Source organism: Pseudoalteromonas aliena, from assembly GCF_038155085.1.
Classification (GTDB): domain Bacteria; phylum Pseudomonadota; class Gammaproteobacteria; order Enterobacterales; family Alteromonadaceae; genus Pseudoalteromonas; species Pseudoalteromonas aliena_A.
Genome location: NZ_JBAKAU010000009.1, coordinates 1 through 20336, shown reverse-complemented (window position 1 = coordinate 20336; position 20336 = coordinate 1). Strand labels below are relative to the sequence as shown.

At 38.8% G+C, this 20336-nt stretch carries 17 protein-coding genes; 13 read left to right on the top strand and 4 right to left on the bottom strand.

Annotated features, from left to right (window positions below; all coding sequences use genetic code 11):
• The first annotated feature begins 191 nt into the window (after nt 1-191).
• Nucleotides 192-2105, top strand: a complete 1914-nt coding sequence (speA, locus tag V6260_RS10370) for a biosynthetic arginine decarboxylase (protein ID WP_341594004.1) — start codon at nt 192-194, stop codon at nt 2103-2105.
• 3 nt (nt 2106-2108) lie between these two features.
• Entirely contained in the window at nt 2109-3032 is a 924-nt protein-coding gene (speB, locus tag V6260_RS10365) for an agmatinase (RefSeq protein ID WP_341594003.1), read from the top strand.
• 52 nt (nt 3033-3084) lie between these two features.
• On the opposite strand, the gene V6260_RS10360 is transcribed toward speB, so the two are convergent.
• The 3 genes from V6260_RS10360 to V6260_RS10350 are packed head-to-tail and all read right to left on the bottom strand — an operon-like array spanning nt 3085 to nt 5611.
• Nucleotides 3085-3483: a DoxX-like family protein gene (locus V6260_RS10360; RefSeq protein ID WP_341594002.1), complete on the bottom strand. Its 399-nt coding sequence runs from the start codon at nt 3481-3483 to the stop codon at nt 3085-3087.
• Entirely contained in the window at nt 3470-4492 is a 1023-nt protein-coding gene (locus V6260_RS10355) for a M48 family metallopeptidase (RefSeq protein ID WP_341594001.1), read from the bottom strand. The genes V6260_RS10360 and V6260_RS10355 overlap by 14 nt, the downstream gene beginning before the upstream one ends.
• Nucleotides 4493-4501: 9 nt before the next feature.
• Nucleotides 4502-5611: a YjgN family protein gene (locus tag V6260_RS10350; RefSeq protein WP_341594000.1), complete on the bottom strand. Its 1110-nt coding sequence runs from the start codon at nt 5609-5611 to the stop codon at nt 4502-4504.
• A 232-nt stretch (nt 5612-5843) separates the two neighbouring features.
• Here V6260_RS10350 and V6260_RS10345 point away from each other — a divergent pair, with 232 nt between their 5' ends.
• From V6260_RS10345 to msrB, 11 genes are all read left to right on the top strand, one after another.
• The gene (locus V6260_RS10345) at nt 5844-6047 is read left to right on the top strand and encodes a DUF1656 domain-containing protein (protein ID WP_341593999.1); all 204 of its coding nucleotides are present in this window, start codon (nt 5844-5846) and stop codon (nt 6045-6047) included.
• A 5-nt stretch (nt 6048-6052) separates the two neighbouring features.
• A complete protein-coding gene (locus V6260_RS10340) occupies nt 6053-6913 on the top strand; it encodes an HlyD family secretion protein (protein WP_341593998.1) in 861 nt (286 codons plus the stop codon).
• 10 nt (nt 6914-6923) lie between these two features.
• On the top strand, nt 6924-8960 hold the full coding sequence (locus V6260_RS10335) for an FUSC family protein (protein ID WP_341593997.1): 2037 nt from the start codon (nt 6924-6926) through the stop codon (nt 8958-8960).
• 76 nt (nt 8961-9036) lie between these two features.
• Nucleotides 9037-9768: an RNA methyltransferase gene (locus tag V6260_RS10330; RefSeq protein ID WP_341593996.1), complete on the top strand. Its 732-nt coding sequence runs from the start codon at nt 9037-9039 to the stop codon at nt 9766-9768.
• Between the two features lie 67 nt (nt 9769-9835).
• Nucleotides 9836-13237, top strand: a complete 3402-nt coding sequence (locus V6260_RS10325) for a chromosome segregation SMC family protein (protein ID WP_341593995.1) — start codon at nt 9836-9838, stop codon at nt 13235-13237.
• Nucleotides 13238-13311: 74 nt separating this feature from the next.
• Nucleotides 13312-14079 (top strand): cell division protein ZipA, encoded by a 768-nt coding sequence (zipA, locus tag V6260_RS10320; RefSeq protein WP_341593994.1) that lies wholly within the window; start codon nt 13312-13314, stop codon nt 14077-14079.
• A gap of 80 nt (nt 14080-14159) precedes the next feature.
• Nucleotides 14160-16178 carry an NAD-dependent DNA ligase LigA gene (gene ligA / locus V6260_RS10315; protein WP_341593993.1) on the top strand — a complete coding sequence of 673 codons (2019 nt, stop codon included), beginning with the start codon at nt 14160-14162 and terminating at the stop codon, nt 16176-16178.
• On the top strand, nt 16171-16515 hold the full coding sequence (locus V6260_RS10310; protein WP_341593992.1) for a DUF3392 family protein: 345 nt from the start codon (nt 16171-16173) through the stop codon (nt 16513-16515). The genes ligA and V6260_RS10310 overlap by 8 nt, the downstream gene beginning before the upstream one ends.
• The gene (locus tag V6260_RS10305) at nt 16512-17015 is read left to right on the top strand and encodes a DUF2919 domain-containing protein (protein ID WP_341593991.1); all 504 of its coding nucleotides are present in this window, start codon (nt 16512-16514) and stop codon (nt 17013-17015) included. The genes V6260_RS10310 and V6260_RS10305 overlap by 4 nt, the downstream gene beginning before the upstream one ends.
• Nucleotides 17016-17032: 17 nt before the next feature.
• The gene (locus V6260_RS10300) at nt 17033-17473 is read left to right on the top strand and encodes a hypothetical protein (protein WP_341593990.1); all 441 of its coding nucleotides are present in this window, start codon (nt 17033-17035) and stop codon (nt 17471-17473) included.
• A 145-nt stretch (nt 17474-17618) separates the two neighbouring features.
• Entirely contained in the window at nt 17619-18059 is a 441-nt protein-coding gene (msrB, locus tag V6260_RS10295) for a peptide-methionine (R)-S-oxide reductase MsrB (RefSeq protein WP_341593989.1), read from the top strand.
• A gap of 9 nt (nt 18060-18068) precedes the next feature.
• Here msrB and V6260_RS10290 read toward each other — a convergent pair whose 3' ends face one another.
• Nucleotides 18069-19700 carry a response regulator gene (locus tag V6260_RS10290; RefSeq protein ID WP_341594114.1) on the bottom strand — a complete coding sequence of 544 codons (1632 nt, stop codon included), beginning with the start codon at nt 19698-19700 and terminating at the stop codon, nt 18069-18071.
• Nucleotides 19701-20336: the final 636 nt, after the last annotated feature.

Genomic DNA, 20336 nt, shown 5'->3' with positions numbered 1-20336 from the left:
CTTTTCTTATCTTTAATAATCATCAAAGTCCTATTTTATATGCGCTAGCGAGCAATACGTGATTGGTTGTTTTATCAACATTAAAAATCACTCGTTACGAGTAAAAATACTTGTTGGACTTGAATGTCTATTTTTCTTTTAATGCGCGACACTCGCCGAGTCGGCATTAATTAAATAAAAGAGAAAGATAAATGAAAGAAACAACATCACTAGAACAAGCTCGTACGAGCTACAATGTTCGTCATTGGAGCCAAGGTTTTTTTGGTATTAATGATCAAGGTGATGTGTATGTTGCGCCCAAGGCTCATGCACCAGAGCAAACCATTGCATTAACAGATATCGCAAAGCAACTACAAGATAAAGGTTTAAGCTTACCTGCTTTAGTTCGTTTTCCGCAAATTTTACACCATCGTGTACACAGCTTGTGCGCCGCATTTAATACTGCGATTGAAAACTATGGTTACCCTAAAGACTACCTATTAGTTTACCCAATAAAAGTAAACCAACAACGTGAAGTGGTTGAAGAAATAGTAGCAAGCCAAGCACAAGTAGAAAAAAAGCAACTTGGTTTAGAGGCAGGCAGCAAGCCTGAGTTACTAACAGTATTAGCACTGGCTGAAAAAACCAGCGCCGTTATTGTATGTAACGGCTACAAAGATAAAGAATACGTACGCTTGGCACTGATTGGCGAAAAGCTAGGTCATAAAGTGTATATCGTGCTTGAAAAGCTTTCTGAGCTAGACATGGTACTTAGCCAAGCAAAAGAGCTTAACGTAAAACCACGCATTGGTATTCGTGTACGCTTAGCGTCGCAAGGTAAAGGTAAATGGCAAGCAAGTGGCGGCGAAAAGTCAAAATTTGGTTTATCTGCATCGCAAGTTTTACACGTAGTAAATCGTTTAAAAGACGCAGGCCAACTTGATTTATTACAGCTAGTACATTTTCACTTAGGGTCACAAATGGCGAACATTCGTGACGTACGCTTAGGTGTAAGCGAAGCTGCGCGTTTTTATTGTGAGCTACGTAAATTAGGCGCAGAAATTGATTGCCTTGATGTAGGCGGCGGTTTAGCTGTTGATTATGACGGCACGCGTAGCCAGTCACATAACTCTATGAATTACAGCTTAGCTGAATATGCAAATAACATTGTATACACCATAGGTGATACATGTAAGCAATATGAGCAACCCATGCCGACTATTATTTCTGAGTCGGGTCGTGCACTTACGGCGCATCATGCTGTGCTTATTTCTAATGTTATTGGTACTGAAAGCTATACGCCAGAAGAGTTAATAGCGCCAGCAGCAGATGCACCACTTTTATTAAAAAACATGTGGGCATCGTTTGTACAGTTAACTGATTTAACGGATGACCGTGCATTAATTGAGATTTACCACGACAGCCAAGGTGACTTAGCTGAAGCACATAACCAGTTTGCACTCGGTTTATTAGACTTAGCGCAACGTGCGTGGGCTGAACAAATTAATATTCGTATTTGTTACGAACTTAACAAGCACATGGATAATAAAAACCGTTTTCATCGTCGTATTATTGATGAGTTAAACGTGCGTTTAGCCGATAAGTTTTTTGTAAACTTCTCGTTATTTCAATCACTTCCAGATGCATGGGGCATTGATCAGGTGTTTCCGGTATTGCCATTGAGTGGTTTAACTGATGCGCCCAAAAAACGCGCTGTTTTGCTTGATATAACCTGTGATTCAGACGGCGCACTTGAACATTACGTAGATGGACAAGGTATTGAAAGCACATTACCAGTGCCAGAATTTAGTGCTGATAAACCTTATTTAATGGGCTTTTTCTTGGTGGGTGCTTATCAAGAGATTTTAGGTGATATGCATAACTTGTTTGGCGATACGCACAGCGCAATGGTTAATATGGATGAGCAAGGCGTTGCAAGCATTACCGAAATAAACCAAGGCGATACGGTTGCCGATATGATGCGCTATGTACATTTAGATGTAGAAAGTTTTCAGCAATCATACGAGCAGTTAGTAAGCACTAAAATTGAAAAACACGAACAGCAAAGCGTTTTAGACGAGTTGCAAAGCGGCCTAGATGGCTACACTTATTTAGAAGAGTTATAAGCAATGTCGACTTTGTTTGGTCACGCAGATCACTCATTGTACTCAAATGGGATGACGTTTTTGCGTCGTCCTATGGTGCAAACTATTAATGCAATTGATGCAGACGTAGTGGTTTTAGGCTTACCGTTTGATTTAGCGACATCGGGTCGCCCTGGTGCGCGCTTAGGTCCTGATGCCATTCGCAGAGCGTCGGTTCATTTAGCATGGGAGGACACTAAATACCCGTGGACTTTCCCGTTGTTTGAGCGCTTAAAAGTAGCAGACGCAGGGGACTTTACTTACCCTGTTGGCGACCCTGAGTATTTTACTGCGCAACTAGAAATGGCAGCAGAGCAAATACTTCGCCAAGGAAAAGTATTACTAGGCTTAGGTGGGGATCATTTTGTAACACTGCCTCTGCTACGAGCGCATGCAAAAATACATGGCAAAATGGCATTAGTGCATTTTGATGCACACACCGATACCTATAGTAACGGCTCACGTTTTGATCACGGTACTATGTTTTATCATGCGCCAATGGAAGGGCTGATAGATGTTGAACGCAGTATACAAATAGGTATTCGTACCGACTTTAATCAAAGTAAACATGAGTTTGTAGTGATTGATGCAATGCAAGCTAACGATTTACATGCCAATGACATTGCAGCGCAAATACTTGAGCGAGTAGGTGATTTACCTGTTTACTTAACGTTTGATATAGATTGTTTAGATCCTGCGTTTGCACCTGGTACAGGCACTCCTGTGTGTGGTGGTTTAACGTCAGATAAAGTACTTAAAGTACTGCGTGCGCTAAAAGGCATAAACATGGTAGGTATGGATGTGGTAGAAGTATCACCTTCGTATGACCAAAGTGAGCTTACCGCAATTGCCGCAGCAACCATTGCCAGCGAATTACTGCATTTGTGGACGCATAAAAATAAGTACTAATTTTACAAATTAAGTACTACAAAAAAGGTATGCGCAGGCATACCTTTTTTATTTAGAGGTATCGGTTATTCAGCAGCTTAATCTCTTTTAACCAAATAAAGCTTAAAGCAATAAGCGGCAAGTTGGTGGTTACCGGATTAAATGCCTCTATGAGTAGTTGAGGTTGCATAGCAACAACGGCTCCTAAAAGACCGCATAGTGCGAAAACGTTTAACCAAACGAGCAGTTTGTTTTTATAAAATATAATTAACAGCAGTCCAAATATAATTTCGCCAACACCGGCCGAATGTGTAATTAAGTCAGACACTTCTGCTGAAAAACCAGCACTGCCAGTCATTAATTTTTCAAGTGGTGCAATATGGTAAAGCTTTGGGAAAAAGCCGTGATATATCCAACTTAAACTGACTATGTAGCGAGCAAGCTGAATATACCCGCGATTATTTCCTAGCATTGTCAATACGCTCCTGTGCTGTTGGATGGCTAGATAAGTACTCTAAAAAGTTATTTACTTTTTTGAGGTGTTCGTTTTCGCTGGTATGGCTTTCTTGCAGGGCTTCTATTGCATCAGCAAAGTCATTACTCGAATACCCAAGCGACTCTAATTGAGTGAGTGCAAAGCTATCTGCTTCGCGTTCCATATCTCGTGAAAACCCTTGTTGAGCAAACGATGCACCTGTACCTAACGCAACTTCTGCAACCCCCTCTAAATCACCAAATACAACTGCTAACACAATCGTACTTGCGGCAGATTGCGCTGTAATACGTACGCTATGCTGGTGGACTACATGGCCCATTTCGTGCAGCAATACCGCTTTTAGCGCATTGGGTTTATCGGCTAGTAAATTTGCTAACTCATCGGTGACGACTATGCGACCGTGGGGCAGTGCAAACGCGTTAGCACCAAAGCTATCTGATTTATAAAACGATAATCTATAAACCGATTGATCAAGCGATAATGCATTAAGCATACTTGTAAAATATGCTTGTACTTTAGCTTGCTGCTCTGCGGGCAGTTCACTTGGGTCAAGCGCAATCTTTTTAATTAGTGTAAAGCTTTGCTCTCCCATTTGTTCTACAACATTACGAGGCAGAGTATCAACACTGTAAACAGCAATGGCCGGTACCGCTTTATAAAGTACTAACCACATAAAAAGTGGTGTAAATATGACAGCGGTTAAAATTGCCCATTTACTTTTTTCAAGGCGCTCCATTATATGATGGCCATTTTCTTTAAATGGCCACCTGTAATTTACATCAAGAGGGATAAAACGACTGCCATCTTCAAAGTTTAGTTCGTCGGCAAGTCCTGCCATTCCCGAACTTAATTTAAGACTTGAGATTGCGTGGCGAGCTATAACGTATTCATCGTTAATAACTTCAATGTGTGTGTCGCTAATAGTGGCAACACACACTTGATAGTTACTCGATGCGATGGGGAAAAAATGTCCCTTTACATGCATAGTGAGCTCTTAAGTTAGGGAAAGGTCAATATCAAACACGTTTGCTGCTTCTTCAGCAAATGATGATTGCTGTTCTTGCACGGTATCGATTAGGTTTAATGCGCCAGGATAAATAGTGACGTTAGTTACATCAGCGAGCATTTTTGATGTACGTACTTTTGTCCATGGGTATGCAAGCCCTAAAGAAAATACAATAGCCAACATATTAGTTAATAGTAAAACCGCGAAAGGAATTGGTTTTAGCTCTGATTTAAATGTAGCAATGCCTTCAAAACGGCTGTTATCAAAAATATGATTTCTAATAGCGGCGTGCCATACAGCAGAAACAATGGCAATCATTAGCACATAGGCAATCATCATAAAGATAGGAAGCATAACCATAGCTGCAGAGCTTTCTAAATTTTGTTGATTTTCAATATCTACCAAGTTAAGGCCAAATAATCCTAAAACCCCCATAAATACCACCATTATGATAGAGCTCACTACAAAGCAAATAAGTGCTGTGAGGTAATAGGTCTCGCCTTTTAGATTTACGCTCAGTGGTTCGTCGCCATAACTAATATTGCTATGGATATAACTATCAATACGTTTTATAACATAAGGCATTAATAAATAAAGTGTAAATATGCTGGCGATAGGTAAAAGTATAAAGTTAACAAAGGCTTCGCCATAGCTGCCTTTAAAAGCAAAGCGAACATTACGATGGCGCGTCATACGCAGATTAAAACGTAAACCTTGATTAATAATCCATGGCATTAAAAAGATAAAACCAAGAGCAATAAATAAGCCTAAAATAGGCATAAAGCTAATAGAGAATGTGTAAATAAAAAATACAACAACCGCTAAAATCCGACCTTTTAAAATTTGTATTGGTGTTGCTAGGTAGTCAAAGCTATGACCATCTATACGGGTGTGGCCGTAAAAATAACGATGTGTACGTACTTTAGCCCACGCTGAGTATATGCCAAGCGTAATAACGCTAAGTAATATATTTACAATCCAAATTCCAAAAAACTCAGCGCCTTTACCGCTAAACTGCACTTTTCCGCTAAAAATTGGTTCAGCAGGCTCATTTCTTGGTAGGGTTGTTTCAGATGGGGTAGGGTGTATTGATTCCATTAAAATTATATCCATATTTTTTTTGTTAATTTACCTAAATTTGGTGCGAGATTCAATGTTTATGATTACACCACAGTTTTGCAAGTGGCTGATTAACAGGCTATAAGTAATAGCAGTAGACTTAAAACTGTGTGGCTATTAATTTTAAATTAAGCACAAGATTAATATAATCATTTATCTGATTTATTGCACTCTACTTTTAATCGTTTTTAAACACATATGGACTTTTATTATGCTGCAAGCTGTTGTTTTAGGCGGGGTAGAGTTTAGCCCTTTGATTATTTACTTTCCCATCGCTTTTATTTTAACAGCCATAACACGTTTTATATTACATCGCTTAGATTGGCATGACCGTATTTGGAAAGTGGCCTGGTTTGAGGTGTCTTTATTTATTTGTTATTTGACCTTAACCGTTTACCTACTTAGTGGAAGATAAATTAGATGACAAAATATCTGCGTATACTTTTAACCATAATCGTTATTATAGCTGCTGTATTTGCAGGACGATGGTTATGGACAGACTACATGCATACTCCTTGGACGCGCGACGGTCGCATTCGAGCAGACATAGTTACAGTTGCTCCAGACGTGTCGGGTTGGGTAACTGTTTTAAATATTAAAGATGGTCAAAACGTACAAAAAGGCGAAGTACTTTTTAATGTTGATAAAAAGCGTTATCAAGCAGCGCTTGATAAAAGTAAAGCAAACACAGAAAATGCATTGTATACATGGGAACTTGCCAAGCACAAATACAAAAGACGTGTTGAGCTAAACACTCAACAGGCAATTAGTGAAGAAACCCTAGAATCAACTCGTATTAATACTAAAATTGCTGAGGCAAATTATAACTTAGCTAAGACAGAGCAAACAATTGCGCAGTTAAATGTTGATAGAACTAAAATTGTTGCGCCTGCATCAGGACAAATAATTAATTTGAATTTACGCCAAGGCAACTATGTCGCTCAAGGTACACCTGTCTTTGCTATTGTTCAGTCAGATTCATTTTATGTAACGGGTTACTTTGAAGAGAGTAAAATACCACTCATTTATCCTGATCAAAAAGCTAAAATAGCCCTTTTAAGTGGTGGTAAGCAATTAACAGGGCATGTAGTGAGTGTAGGTAAAGCCATTGCAAATACGAATACACAAAGCAACGGCCAGCTTTTACCACAAGTACAACAAACATTTAATTGGGTACGTTTATCACAGCGTATACCTGTTGATATTAAGTTAGATTCATTGCCCGAAAATACACAGCTTAGCGCAGGAATGACAGCCACTATACATCTCGCTACACGTTAAGGGGAATACAGTGGGCGTTGTATTACAAAACTTGTTTTATCCAAAAAAACAGGCAATTATTTTTGCGACTAAGGGCGTTATAGCCATGGTGATGGCGCTCACTATTGCTATGTCGCTTAATCTTGAGAGGCCTTATTGGGCGTTAGTTTCGGCTATATTTTTGCAATTACGCCCGCAAAGCGGATTGGTTATTGAAAAAGCAATTTGCCAAATAATAGGCACCATAGTGGGTGGTTTATTTGGCATATTGCTTTTAACTCAGCTAATTCTCTACCCTTATTTAGCGCTCGGTGCGCTGGCATTGTGGTTGGGGGTAAATTCTGCGTTATCAGCAATGGTACGCCAAGCAAACTTTGTTTATGCGTTTGCTATGGCCGGTGTAACAGCCGCCATTATTGTACTTTTAGCCATGGTTACTCCGGCAATGGTGAGCAGCCAAAGTATATTTGATATTGCACAAGCACGAGTAAGCGAAATAATAATAGGCTCAGTATGTGCTGGGCTTGTGAGTCATCTATTTTGGCCTGTAAAGGTCAAACATTTACTGCAAACACAAGCGCGGTCGGTTATAAATCAAACGTTACATTATTTAGTCATTGAGCTTGATTCTAAGGGCTCTCACGAAAACCGTCACCAGCAAATAGATGACATTATGGCAACATTGGGATCAATAAACGAAGATTCCAGCGCAGTAAGGTACGAAGGACCAAAAGGTCCAGGGCGCTCTCGTGCTGCAAATCAGTTGTCGCAAAAAGTACTTTCTTTACTGGCCTTAATTCAAATAATTGGCCGCCTACAGCGAAACCACGAAGACCTTATTACACCTACCTTAGATAAATTAATAAGTAAACTTAAGCACGTATTTTCGCAAATTAAAGAATCAGACGACTTTGATTACTGCGCCGAACAAGTTAAAACGCTACGTAAAGAGCTAACCGACTATAGAGCAAATACGGTGTGTGATTCGCCATTTGAATCTCACATGCTCAATGTGAACTTAGAAGTGGCAACCGACTTAACAATTTTACTACGCGCATACAGAGCGTTAGAAGAGCGTGATAAAACATTATTAAATGCACCCAGTATGCTTACATATCGTGACCCATTAGCTGGCATTATTGTTGGATTTAGAACTGCTTTGGTGTTTTCTATCGGCGCATTTATTTGGATTAATACAGGCTCTTCTGCTGCATTATTAATTATGATCTTACCGGTCATCTTTTCGATAATGTTGGCGCGAATACCGTTAGCTATTTTACAGGTTGTAATAAAGCGTTTATTGGCAGGTATAATTGTTGCTACTTTTGTGACTATTTTTTATGCGCTAAATTTACTGTCGCAAAGTGGTGGGCAATTAGAAATATTGCTACTTGTATTAGCAGGGCCTTATTTTCTGGGTTTACTGCTGCTAGCTGATCAACAAACATTGCCATATGGCTTGGGGTTTTGTATCCCATTTACGATTTTGGTAAGACCCAGTACAGATATGAGCCTTGCGTTTTCAATCGATTACACACTTAGCTCTGCAATGGCTATTTTTGCAGGGGTAAGTATTTTATTTTGGATTTTTCAGTTATTTACAGGGCCAAGTGTTCAATTACTTGTTCATCGTGTTTTTAAGGCTACTTATAAAGATTTACTCGAAATAAATAACCATCCAACCCCAAGTATTTGGTATAACCGCCGCATGGCCGATAGGTTAATACGCCTAACCAATTACGATCAAAGTTCACACTCACGCGTAATTACTGATCTTGCACTAACCGCTTTAAATTTAGGGCATGCGTCGGTTCGATTAAATTCAATTTGTGAAAATTTGGCTGGTAATACAAAGCTAAAGTATTTAAATGAGTGGCAGCGTGCGTTAGCTGATGCATTTATGTTGGCAACCAAAGGTACGCTTGATGAAAAATTTAAGCAAGCGTCTGATAATCTTTATAACGAATTAGCTCAGACGGTTGACGACTCAAATCAGTTAGAAGCGGTAAAAGGCATGTTTATTCGCATTAATCTGACCTTTGAAAGAAGTGCGAGTAAGATAAATTAGCCCCATTCACTGCTTTTCGAGTTCAGATGTTATAGCTAAATCTGTTATACTTGCTGGATAATTTTATGGGGCTGTTATGATTTCAAAAAACCAACTCAAACTTATTCGCCAACTTGGCCAAAAAAAGTACCGAAAGCAATACAATCAATACCTTGTACAGGGTGAAAAAAACGTACTTGAGTTATTAAACAGCCCATTAAATGCGCTTAATATTTTTGCTACAAACGAATTTATAAATGCGTACCAAGGTAAATATCCGCAAGCTAATTTTATTGAAGCAGATGAAGAAGTCCTCACCAAAGCCAGCACGCTAGTTAGCAATAATGCAGCCATTGCTATTGTTGATATGCCAAAGGCGGCTTTACCACAAGCAAGTGACTTAATACTCGCACTTGATGGCGTATCAGACCCTGGTAATTTAGGCACAATAATAAGAGTAGCAGACTGGTACGGTATTAAACATATAGTAACTAGCATCGACAGTGCTGACGCTTACAACCCAAAAACAATTAGCGCCACAATGGGCTCGTTTGTAAGGGTATCGGTAAGTCAAGTTGATTTACCTGATTACCTACGGTCTTTAAATTTACCTATTTACGGTGCTTTTTTAGATGGGCAGAGTGTACATAAAACCCAATTTACGGGCTCAGGTGTTTTACTCATGGGCAGTGAGTCGCATGGTATACGCGAGACATGTGCAAAGTTGGTAACCAATAAAATTACCATTCCCGCTTTTGGCGGTGCAGAATCGCTAAATGTTGCAATGGCGACCGGTATTATTTTAGATAATTTTAAACGACAAGCTTAACAATCTAACTGTTTATGAGTTAAATTGTTTGTAATTAATAACAATAATAATCGGTAATAACAATAAGATGCGCTTAAGCACTATTAAATTAGCGGGCTTTAAATCGTTTGTAGAGCCCACTAAAATTCCATTTCCTGATCAAATGACGTGTGTTGTTGGCCCCAATGGCTGTGGCAAATCTAACGTTATTGATGCAGTGCGATGGGTGCTAGGTGAAAGCTCTGCTAAAAATCTGCGTGGCGATGCCATGACCGACGTTATTTTTAATGGCTCAACTAATCGAAAAGCTATATCGCAAGCTTCTGTAGAGCTTGTTTTTGATAACGATAAAGGAAGTCCTTCAAACACATTTGCCGATCGAAACCAAATTGCTATTAAGCGTTTAGTAACGCGCGACGGACAGTCACTGTATTTTTTAAATGGCAGTAAATGCCGTAAGCGTGATATTACCGATATATTTTTAGGCACGGGTCTTGGTCCGCGTAGTTACGCGATTATTGAGCAAGGCATGATCTCGCGTTTAATAGAGAGTAAACCACAAGAGCTGCGCGTTTTTTTAGAAGAAGCCGCTGGTGTGTCTAAATATAAAGAGCGCCGCCGTGAAACACAAACTCGTATTAAAAGCACTCGTGAAAACCTTGAACGTTTGTTAGATGTTCGTAAAGAACTACAAAGCCAGCTCGATAAATTAGCTGTGCAGTCGGTTGATGCAAAAAAATACCGAGAGCTCAAGGCGCAAGAGCGCATTTTAAAAGGTCAAATTGCCGTTTTAAAATGGCAAAAGCTGCATCAACAACAGCTTGAAAAAAGCGCACAAATAAAAAAGCTGAATGAACAAATAACGTTTTTTAAAACCGCTAACTCAGGGCATGACGATGTACTTGCCAGCCTAGAAGGGCAAGTACAAGTCCAGCAAGATAAACTAAGCGATGCACAGCATCAGCAACATGTAATACACACAGAGCTTACTCGCGCTGAGCAGCAACAAATAAATGTAAAGCAGCAAATCCAAACGCTTAAACAAAATTTAATTAAATTACAGCAGCGCCAAATCCAAAGTGCTGAGGTAAAATCGCAGCAGCAAATTGTGTGCGAGCAACTTAATGAGGCCCTTCAAGAGGCAAGTGAAAACGCCTTAATATGTGAAGAGCAAGTTAGAGGGTTAACGCATGAACTTGAGGAATTATTAGCACTTAAGCAGCGTCACCATACTCATTGGCAAGCTTTGTGTGAACAACAGCAACAGCTTAATAATAATGTGCAACTGCATGGTAGTCACATTAAACAAACTCAGCAGCAAATTGATCATGTTAACGAGAAAATTGATCAGTTAACTGTCCAGCTTAGCGAGCTACAAAGTAGCGATATAGAGCAACAATTAACACAGCAAGCACAACAAACACAAACATTAACTCAAGAACTTGCCGCTAAACAAACAGCACATACGCAGTGTAGCGCTAAGCTTGAAGTACAAAATGTGCTTGTTAATAACTCACAAAAGCAACATTCGACGTTAACCCAAACAATAAACGAGTTAAAAGCCAGTATAACGGGGCTTAAAAGTACGTTAGGGCTTGATGAGAAAAGTGAACGTACCAATAGTTTGTTTAATCAGCTAAATGTTAAAGAAGGCTTTGAGCTTCTAATAGAGCAAGCACTTAAATCTTTGGAGCATTTAAATGTAAGTGAGCAGCAAGCTAATAACAGTGTATGGCCAAATAGTGATAAACGCATGCCAACAAATAGCTTAGCAGCATTCATAACAAGCGGTGTTTATCCAGAGCATTTAGCACGTATTGCTTATAGCGAGAGCGGTGATTTAGCAATACTAAAAGATAGTTATTATACAGCCGTTATGGATAACAATGGTGCTTTATATGGTCGTAATTGGCATGTAAGTGCTGAATGTAATGCAGAAAACTCGTTACTTTTAAAGCATAAGCAATTGCAAGATAAAGCACAGGAGTTAACTGATACCGAGGACGAGCTACAACAAGTAACACACACTCGCGATGAACATACTGTTGAGCAAGTAAAGCTAACTAACGAGCAAAGCGAGCTAAAAGAAGCAATACATCAATTAGCCCAAAATATAGCGGTAGCCAATACGCGCAGCGACATGCTTGTGCAGCAAGTCGCGCAATTTAAGTTACAACTAGAAAAGCTACAACAACAAAAACAGCAATTAACCACTGCGCTTTTACAATTAAATACCGAGCTTGATGAGCAAACAGCGCAATTTGAAGTGTTAAATGAGCAGCAACTTAACTTATCGGATGAGGTAGACGCTGCAAATAGTTTGCGCTTACAAAGTGATAAAAATTATAGCGAAACATTAAACATACTTGAGCAATATAAAACGCAAGCGCATATGGCAATGCTTACTGAGCAAAAGGTACGCAGTGAATTTCAGTTAAGTCACACTCAATTGAGTCATGCAGAGCAAGAGCATATTAGTGCATCTGAGGGAGCACAAGAGTTACTTGATGAAATAGAAGAGCTGCTTATACCGGAGCAAGAACTTGGCGATAAAATAACACAGCTTTTAGCACAGCATCAAAAAGGTGAGCAGGCACTGGTATTACAACAAGAAGAATTAGCTCAAGCTAAAGAAAGCTTAAACACCAAGCAAGTAAGTCTTAAAAATTCACAAGGTGAGCTGGTAGGTTTGCAAGATCAGCATCAAAAGTTAACGATTGAAGAGCAAAGCTTAACAATAAAAGCACAAGTTGCGCTCGAACCATTAGAAGAATTGAAACAAAGCTTAAAAGCAATACTTGATGAATTACCCGATTCGCTGAGCCTACATGCCGCACAAAATCAGTTAACCGGATTTACTAATCAGTTAGATAAATTAGGTGCAGTAAACTTAGCGGCAATAGAAGAGTTTGATCTAGCTAAAACGCGCAGTGATTATCTTGATAATCAACTTGATGATTTAACAAAAGCGCTAAATACGCTTGAAGGTGCAATTCGTAAAATTGATAGTGAGACCAAAACACGCTTTAAAGCAACGTTTGGTCAGGTTAACGGAGACTTTGCAGAGCTATTTCCTAAAGTTTTTGGGGGTGGCAGTGCGTATTTAGAATTAACCAGTGATGATTTACTAGAAAGTGGTGTTAGTATAATGGCACGACCACCAGGTAAGAAAAATTCAACAATTCATTTGTTAAGTGGTGGAGAAAAAGCGCTGACCGCATTATCATTAGTGTTTTCCATATTCAGGCTTAATCCAGCTCCATTCTGTATGCTGGACGAAGTAGACGCACCATTGGATGATGCCAATGTGGTGCGTTTTTGCCGTTTAGTTGAAGAAATGTCACAATCTGTGCAGTTTATTTATATTAGTCATAATAAAATTGCGATGGAAATGGCGGGTAGGTTAACAGGTGTTACTATGGCAGAACCTGGCGTATCGCGTATGGTTGCTGTAGATATAGAGCAAGCTGTGCAACTTGCACACACATAAATTTTTATAACAAGTGTATTGATTTTTAATTAATATACAGGCTTTAGGCATATCAAATAATAAAAGGTGAGGGGATGGCCGAACAACTAAGATGGGTTTTAATCATTATCAGTGTAATTGTCATTGGTGGTTTATTAATACATGGATTGTGGTCAGTAAGAAAAAAAGACCGCCCAGAGGTATCTGATGACGAACGGGTTGAACCATTACAAGAAAGCACACCAGCTCCCTCTAAATCATTCCGAACTGAGGCTGAACCAAAAGAGGCTACACTAAACGAGCGTGACGAGCCGCAATTTGGCGAGCTTGAGTTTAATGAAAATGAGCCGCAAATTGATACAAGCGTGCCAGAAACACCTATTGAAGATGACTTAAAAGTGGTTGATGACCTAGATGTAAAAGAACAAAGCGATGAAGAGTCATCGACTCAAGTGTCTGACTTCGTTATTGTACATATTCAAATGCCAGAAGGGCTTAACATGCAGGGCAGTAAATTATTGCCAGCGGTTAATACTTTAGGTTTTAAATACTCCGAAGAGGGCTTCTTTAATCGTCACCTGGATCCGGCTGGTCAAGGCCCTGTTTTATTTAGATTAGTAAATATGTACAACCCAGGTACGTTCGATATTGATAATATGGAACAATTTAGTACCGCTGGGGTAAGTTTATTTATGACATTACCTTGCGACGGCGATGGCCTAGCTGCATTTAATATGTTGCACAGCGCAGCTAAAAAATTAGCAGTTGAATTTGGTGCACAAATTTTAGATGCTGAGCGCGAAGAAATGACAGTCGAGCGAATTAGGCAATATGTTGAGCAGGTTCGTTCTTTTTCAGCGTAAATAACGCATACATTGTATTTTTTTAAGCCACTGGACGGTGAATCGTCAAAGTGGCTTTTTTTATGTTTTTTGAGGTTTGAATGTCTAGCAGCATTAGTGAACAAATTAATCACCTTCGTACTATTTTAGAGCAGCACAACTACAATTATTATGTGCTCGATACCCCCAGTATTCCTGATTCTGAATATGATAGGCTATTACGCGACCTAAGCGCTTTAGAGATGCAGCACCCCGAGCTTTTAACTGCTGACTCTCCTACCCAAAAAGTAGGTGGTGCTGCGCTGAGTAAATTTGAGCAAGTAGCGCACCAAGTACCCATGCTTTCACTTGATAACGCCTTTAGTGAAGAAGAATTTACTGCATTTAATCGCCGTATAAAAGAGCGTTTAATGAGTACCGATGAGCTTACTTTTTGTTGTGAGCCAAAACTTGATGGTTTAGCTGTATCAATTATTTATCGCGATGGTGTGCTTGTACAAGCAGCGACTCGAGGCGATGGTTTCACTGGTGAAAACATTACTCAAAATGTAAAAACTATTCGTAATGTACCGCTAAAGCTACGCGGAGATTACCCAAAAGAGCTTGAAGTGCGCGGCGAAGTATTTATGAATAGCGCTGGCTTTGATAAATTGAATACTGAAGCGCAAAAGCGCGGTGAAAAAGTATTTGTTAATCCACGTAATGCAGCGGCAGGTAGCTTACGTCAACTCGACTCTAAAATTACCGCTAAACGCCCACTCATGTTTTATGCCTACAGTACTGGGCTTGTAGCCGATGGCAGTATTCCGGAGGATCACTATCAGCAATTAGAAAAGCTGACTGATTGGGGACTACCTTTGTGTCCAGAAACAAAATTAGTTGAAGGCCCTAAAGCTGCACTAGAGTATTACAGCGATATTTTAACGCGCCGTAGTGAGCTTAAATATGAAATTGATGGCGTAGTGATAAAAATAAACCAAAAGGCCTTACAAGAGCGTTTAGGTTTTGTAGCACGTGCTCCTCGTTGGGCTATTGCGTATAAGTTTCCGGCGCAAGAAGAAATAACTCAATTACTTGATGTTGATTTTCAAGTAGGGCGCACAGGGGCAATTACGCCCGTTGCGCGTTTAGAGCCTGTTTTTGTCGGCGGTGTAACCGTATCAAATGCAACACTTCATAACAGTGATGAAATTGCACGTTTAGGTGTAAAAGTAGGCGACACAGTTATTATTCGCCGCGCAGGAGATGTAATCCCTCAAATAACACAAGTTGTACTTGAACGCCGTCCTGATGATGCCAGAGATATTGAATTTCCAGTAACTTGCCCTATTTGTGATTCTCATGTTGAAAAGGTTGCAGGCGAAGCTGTAGCCCGTTGTACAGGCGGGCTTGTGTGTCCTGCACAACGCAAACAAGCGATAAAACACTTTGCTTCACGAAAAGCGCTAGATATAGATGGCCTTGGCGATAAGATTGTTGATCAACTTGTAGATAGAGAGCTTATAAAAACACCTGCTGATTTGTTTGTTTTAAAACAAGGGCATTTTGAGTCGCTTGAACGTATGGGACCTAAATCAGCCAAAAATTTAGTCACAGCGCTAGAAGATGCAAAAGTAACAACGCTTGCTAAATTTTTATACTCGCTGGGTATACGTGAAGCTGGGGAGGCGACAGCACAAAATTTAGCTAATCACTTTCTAACCCTTGAAAAGGTAATTAATGCCAGCATTGATGAGCTAATACAAGTAAGTGATGTTGGCGAAATAGTAGCTGCTCATGTTCGTGGCTTTTTTGATGAAGAGCATAATTTAGCAGTTGTTAATGCGCTCATTGAACAAGGTGTAAACTGGCCAGCGTTGAGCGCACCTTCAGAGGAAGAGCAACCGCTTGCTGAGCTTACATATGTACTCACCGGGACACTTACTACGCTTAATCGAAATGATGCTAAAGCACGGTTGCAGCAGCTAGGTGCTAAGGTGTCGGGCAGTGTTTCAGCTAAAACAGATGCGTTAGTTGCCGGCGAAAAGGCAGGTTCAAAACTGACCAAAGCACAAGACTTAGGTATAGAAATCTTAACTGAAGACGATTTAATTAAACTTTTGGAAAAATATCATGGATAGTGTTCTGCAATTTTTAACGACCCTGCAATTAAGTACGGGGCAATGGTTACTTGGTTACGTGAATAACATTGCGATGTTACTAACTGTATGCTTAGTTTCGTTATATGCCAATGATGTGATCAAATTAACAAAAAGCACGGTTACACAATATAACTTTGTTATTCGGGTTGTATGTTTTGTATTAATTACCGCTTTTGGCTTTGGTTTTATAGTTGTTTGGTTAAGTCCTTTTATAGCTAAAGGATTGCTATTTTTCGGAAAAAAATGGCTGACGGTTACACTTATAATTGCATTTTTTATTCTTGGTACAATTGCAGATAAAAAAAACCAACTATGAGTCGATATGGACCTGAATATTGGGATAAATATGGGAGTTATCGAACTCCCATCGCATTTCATTTAAGTGTGCTTGTGTTATTGCGCAGTTATTTTATTTGGATTGTTGCGGCTTTAAGCCGCAGACCCGAACTGGATTTAATGTCGATATTTTTTAAAAATAAAAATGACTTCTTTATCGCAATCGCGATTGGAAGTATTGCAATAATACCGACTATTTTATTTTGTTTACGCAGACCCCGAGACTCACTCAGCGCGAGCGACAAGTTAGCAAAAATATGGCGACATATGCGCTGGCCCCTTATTTTATGTGCTGTTGTTGATTTAACATGGTTAAGTATTCAAGCAGCACATAGTCATTATCGATTTTCATCATTTTTAGCTGTACAAATGATGATTGTTTTATGGGTGCTGTGGTATTTAGTTAAGAGCCGTTATTTAACCGTTTTTTTTAACGATTGGCCTGAGCCGACAGAAAAAGCATCAGAAGAAAAAAAGTGACTTAAATAGGATTGGTTGTGGATGCTGTAAATAAAAAAATAGCGATAGCTATATCGCTAATAGGGTTAGTGCTTATTATTTTAATGCTTAGCACTGAGCTCTTAGATCTTATGTGGTTTAAAGCGCTATTTGGATTTTGGGTATTTGTTTTTTGCTCAAGCGTGTATAGGTTAACGCCTTTATTTAAATCAAGAAACAGGTTAGAGGATTTTATTCAGCGAGACGCTCAACATTTATTACTTTTTAGTTTGATGGGTTTTTTTGATAAAAAGCATGGTCCAGATTGGTTAGTTATTGAGAGTATTGAACGCATAACGACAAGGGACGATGAGCTAATAATTTACAGTAATAACGAGCGCCAAATGAGTGTTAGTTTACCTGTAAAAAAAGCAGAACTAGATAGTTTTATTAAACGAATGCTTACTGATTCAGAAAAGCAAAACATTACCTTTAGCTAGATAATTTACCTGTACAGCTGAGCAGGTTTTAATTTTAACGGTCAACACTCTTTAGCTGATCTTTAGAGTATTCAATAACGTAATGATTAACTGTACTTTCTATAACTTTATAAACTACGGTTAATTGCTATTCAATGAGGTTATTATGTTGAAGTGGAATGATGTTATTAACTTTGCCATTAACGGCAATCCTACCCCAAATAAAAAAGTAATCAAAACTGACGAGCAGTGGCGGATGCAACTATCAGAAGATGAATATTACGTAACACGTAAAAAGGGAACAGAGCGCCCAGGTAGTTCGGGTAGCTGTACATTGCTCGAACCTGGCAAGTATGTGTGCATTTGTTGTGATAATCTATTGTTTGATGCTGATGAAAAGTTTGATAGCGGCACTGGTTGGCCGTCATTTACGCAACCAGCGACAATTGAAGCAATTGGTTACGTAAGTGATACAAGTCATGGTATGCAGCGCATTGAAGTTGTTTGTAATGTGTGTGATGCACATTTAGGGCATGTTTTTCCTGATGGTCCTTTACCTACAGGTTTACGCTATTGTGTTAACGCTGTATCTATGAAAAAATTATAAGTGATTTATTTAAATATCTAGTTTCATTTCTTTTGCCATATGCAAAATTTTATCTAATCTCTGCGCTTGGTCTTCTGGTAAGCTTGCTTTGTTCAGTAAGGTGTAGCATTTTTTAGCCAACTTTATATTAAATGAGCTGCCTTGCTGTTTAGTTGAATCAAATAAGCATTGTAGTAAATTCAGCGCAATGCTTGGATTTAGTGGCATTACTCTAAAAGCTTGTGTGAAAGCTTCAAGGGCCGTATTTAATTGGCCTTTATTAAATTGACTAACTGCATGATTGTTTAGCTCTTTAGGACCCATCTTTATATCGCGACGCTCGCTTTGTTGTTGCTGAACATATCGTAAATAAGTAGTATCGCCTGTCGTAGTGGGATGACGTTCACAGTGACTAATGATTTGACCAAATAATGCTTGCGCTTTTTGATGAAACCCCAGCTCATGGAACGCTTTTGCTTTATCTAATGCAGCATCGACGGAACGAATATGTGAATCGTCATCACTTAGTTGTTCTATCAATTTTTTTGCTTTTTGATGCTCATCTCTTAAGTAATGCATACGCGCATTGAGTACATCTATTTGAGCTTGATTGGTATTGTTTGGAAATTGCTTTTTCAAATCATTCATATATTGATTTGTTTGTCTTGAAATGCGTTGAATTTGATCTGTTTGATCTGTAGTTAATGCAAAGTCAATACCAGCACGCGCTGCGTTTAAGTATACATCAGGGCTATCGTGTATCGAATACTTTGCATAGCCAGCAATACTTTTTTGAGCTAGGTAATTTCTTTCATAATCATGGTTTATTAATGACACATTACTTAGTGATTTTTGACGTGAAATATTTCTAGGAGCCAGTTCAGCAGCTTGACTCAAAAACGTTTGTGCTAATTCAAATTGGTTTAATTTAATTTCTAATCTACCCAGTAAATCGAGGGCAACTAAACGAGTCTCTTGATGTTCTAGCATTGTTTTGAGCATACGCTGTGCCAAAGTATGTTCATTATTTGCGATAAGTGCTTCGGTGAGACCAACTTTAGCCCAAGCAAACTTTTGTATATCGAGAACTGATTTAAAAAAGAATTTTGCATCTTGAGCACGCTTTAAGCGAAGTAGGGCATCGCCTTTTAAGCGAAGTAGAATAGGGCTGTAGTTATTACTTTTATCAAGTGCTAAGTCAATGTGTTTAATAGCTTTAGAGTCATTGCCGTCTTCAATGAGTGTATATAAGGTACGTAAATCGTGTTTGCGCTTTAAAATACGCTGAATGCGTATTTCCAAAGCTTGTATAGTAAAAGGTTTTACTAAAAAGTCATCAGGTTGCAGTTCTAAAATACTATGAACAAGTGCACCGCTAGTTTCAGCTGATATAAAAATAAACCCTGTCGCATTTTTTATTATTTTTTTTACGCGCAGTTCTTCGTAAAGTTGATACCCGTCTTGTTGTTTACTTAAATTGAATGAACAAATAATTAAATCAAACTGTTCATTTAAACACAGCTCTTTAGCCGAGTTTGCATGTTCGGCAAGTCTTAGATCTTTAAAACCAAGCCTTTCTAGAGATTGCTTCATATAGCTTTGAGCAAGTGGCTGCTCTTCAACTATTAATATTTTAGCTTTTGAATAAATCTTGGTTGGCATTGGCTTAAGTGTGATTGTATTTAACACAGACTATAATCAACAGTTTAGCTGCTTACAAGGAAATTTAAATGATTGATGTATTTATTGGGCACTTAACTCTACCTAATACGTTTATCTGACTACAAAAGCACAGAGCCGAATAACATAATTAAAAACTAAAATGGGTAACGCTATATTTGATGAGTGCTTTGATACGGAAATTCAGATTTTAATAAAAATATAAAATGTATTTAAGGTAAAAAGAGGAGTTATCGAAGTTTATTTATATGTGGTGGGTGATTACTTGGCTTGATACCAGTGACCTTCGCCATTATTTGTAAAGGGTGGCGATGCTCTTTTTTTATAGCTAAGTTAATTACATACGATTTATATATTGAGTTTTTATAAAGTTATTAAATGTCTTTAACATAGGAAAGTGGAGTTATTACTAGGGAAGTTATCATTTAAGAGTGTATCTGATGGTATTTATACATGGTGGGTGATTACTTGGCTTGATACCAGTGACCCTCGCCATTATTTGTAAAGGGTGGCGATGCTCTTCTTTTATAGCTAAGTTAATTACATACGATTTATATATTGATTTTTTATAAAGTTATTAAATGTCTTTAACATAGGAAAGTGGAGTTATTACTAGGG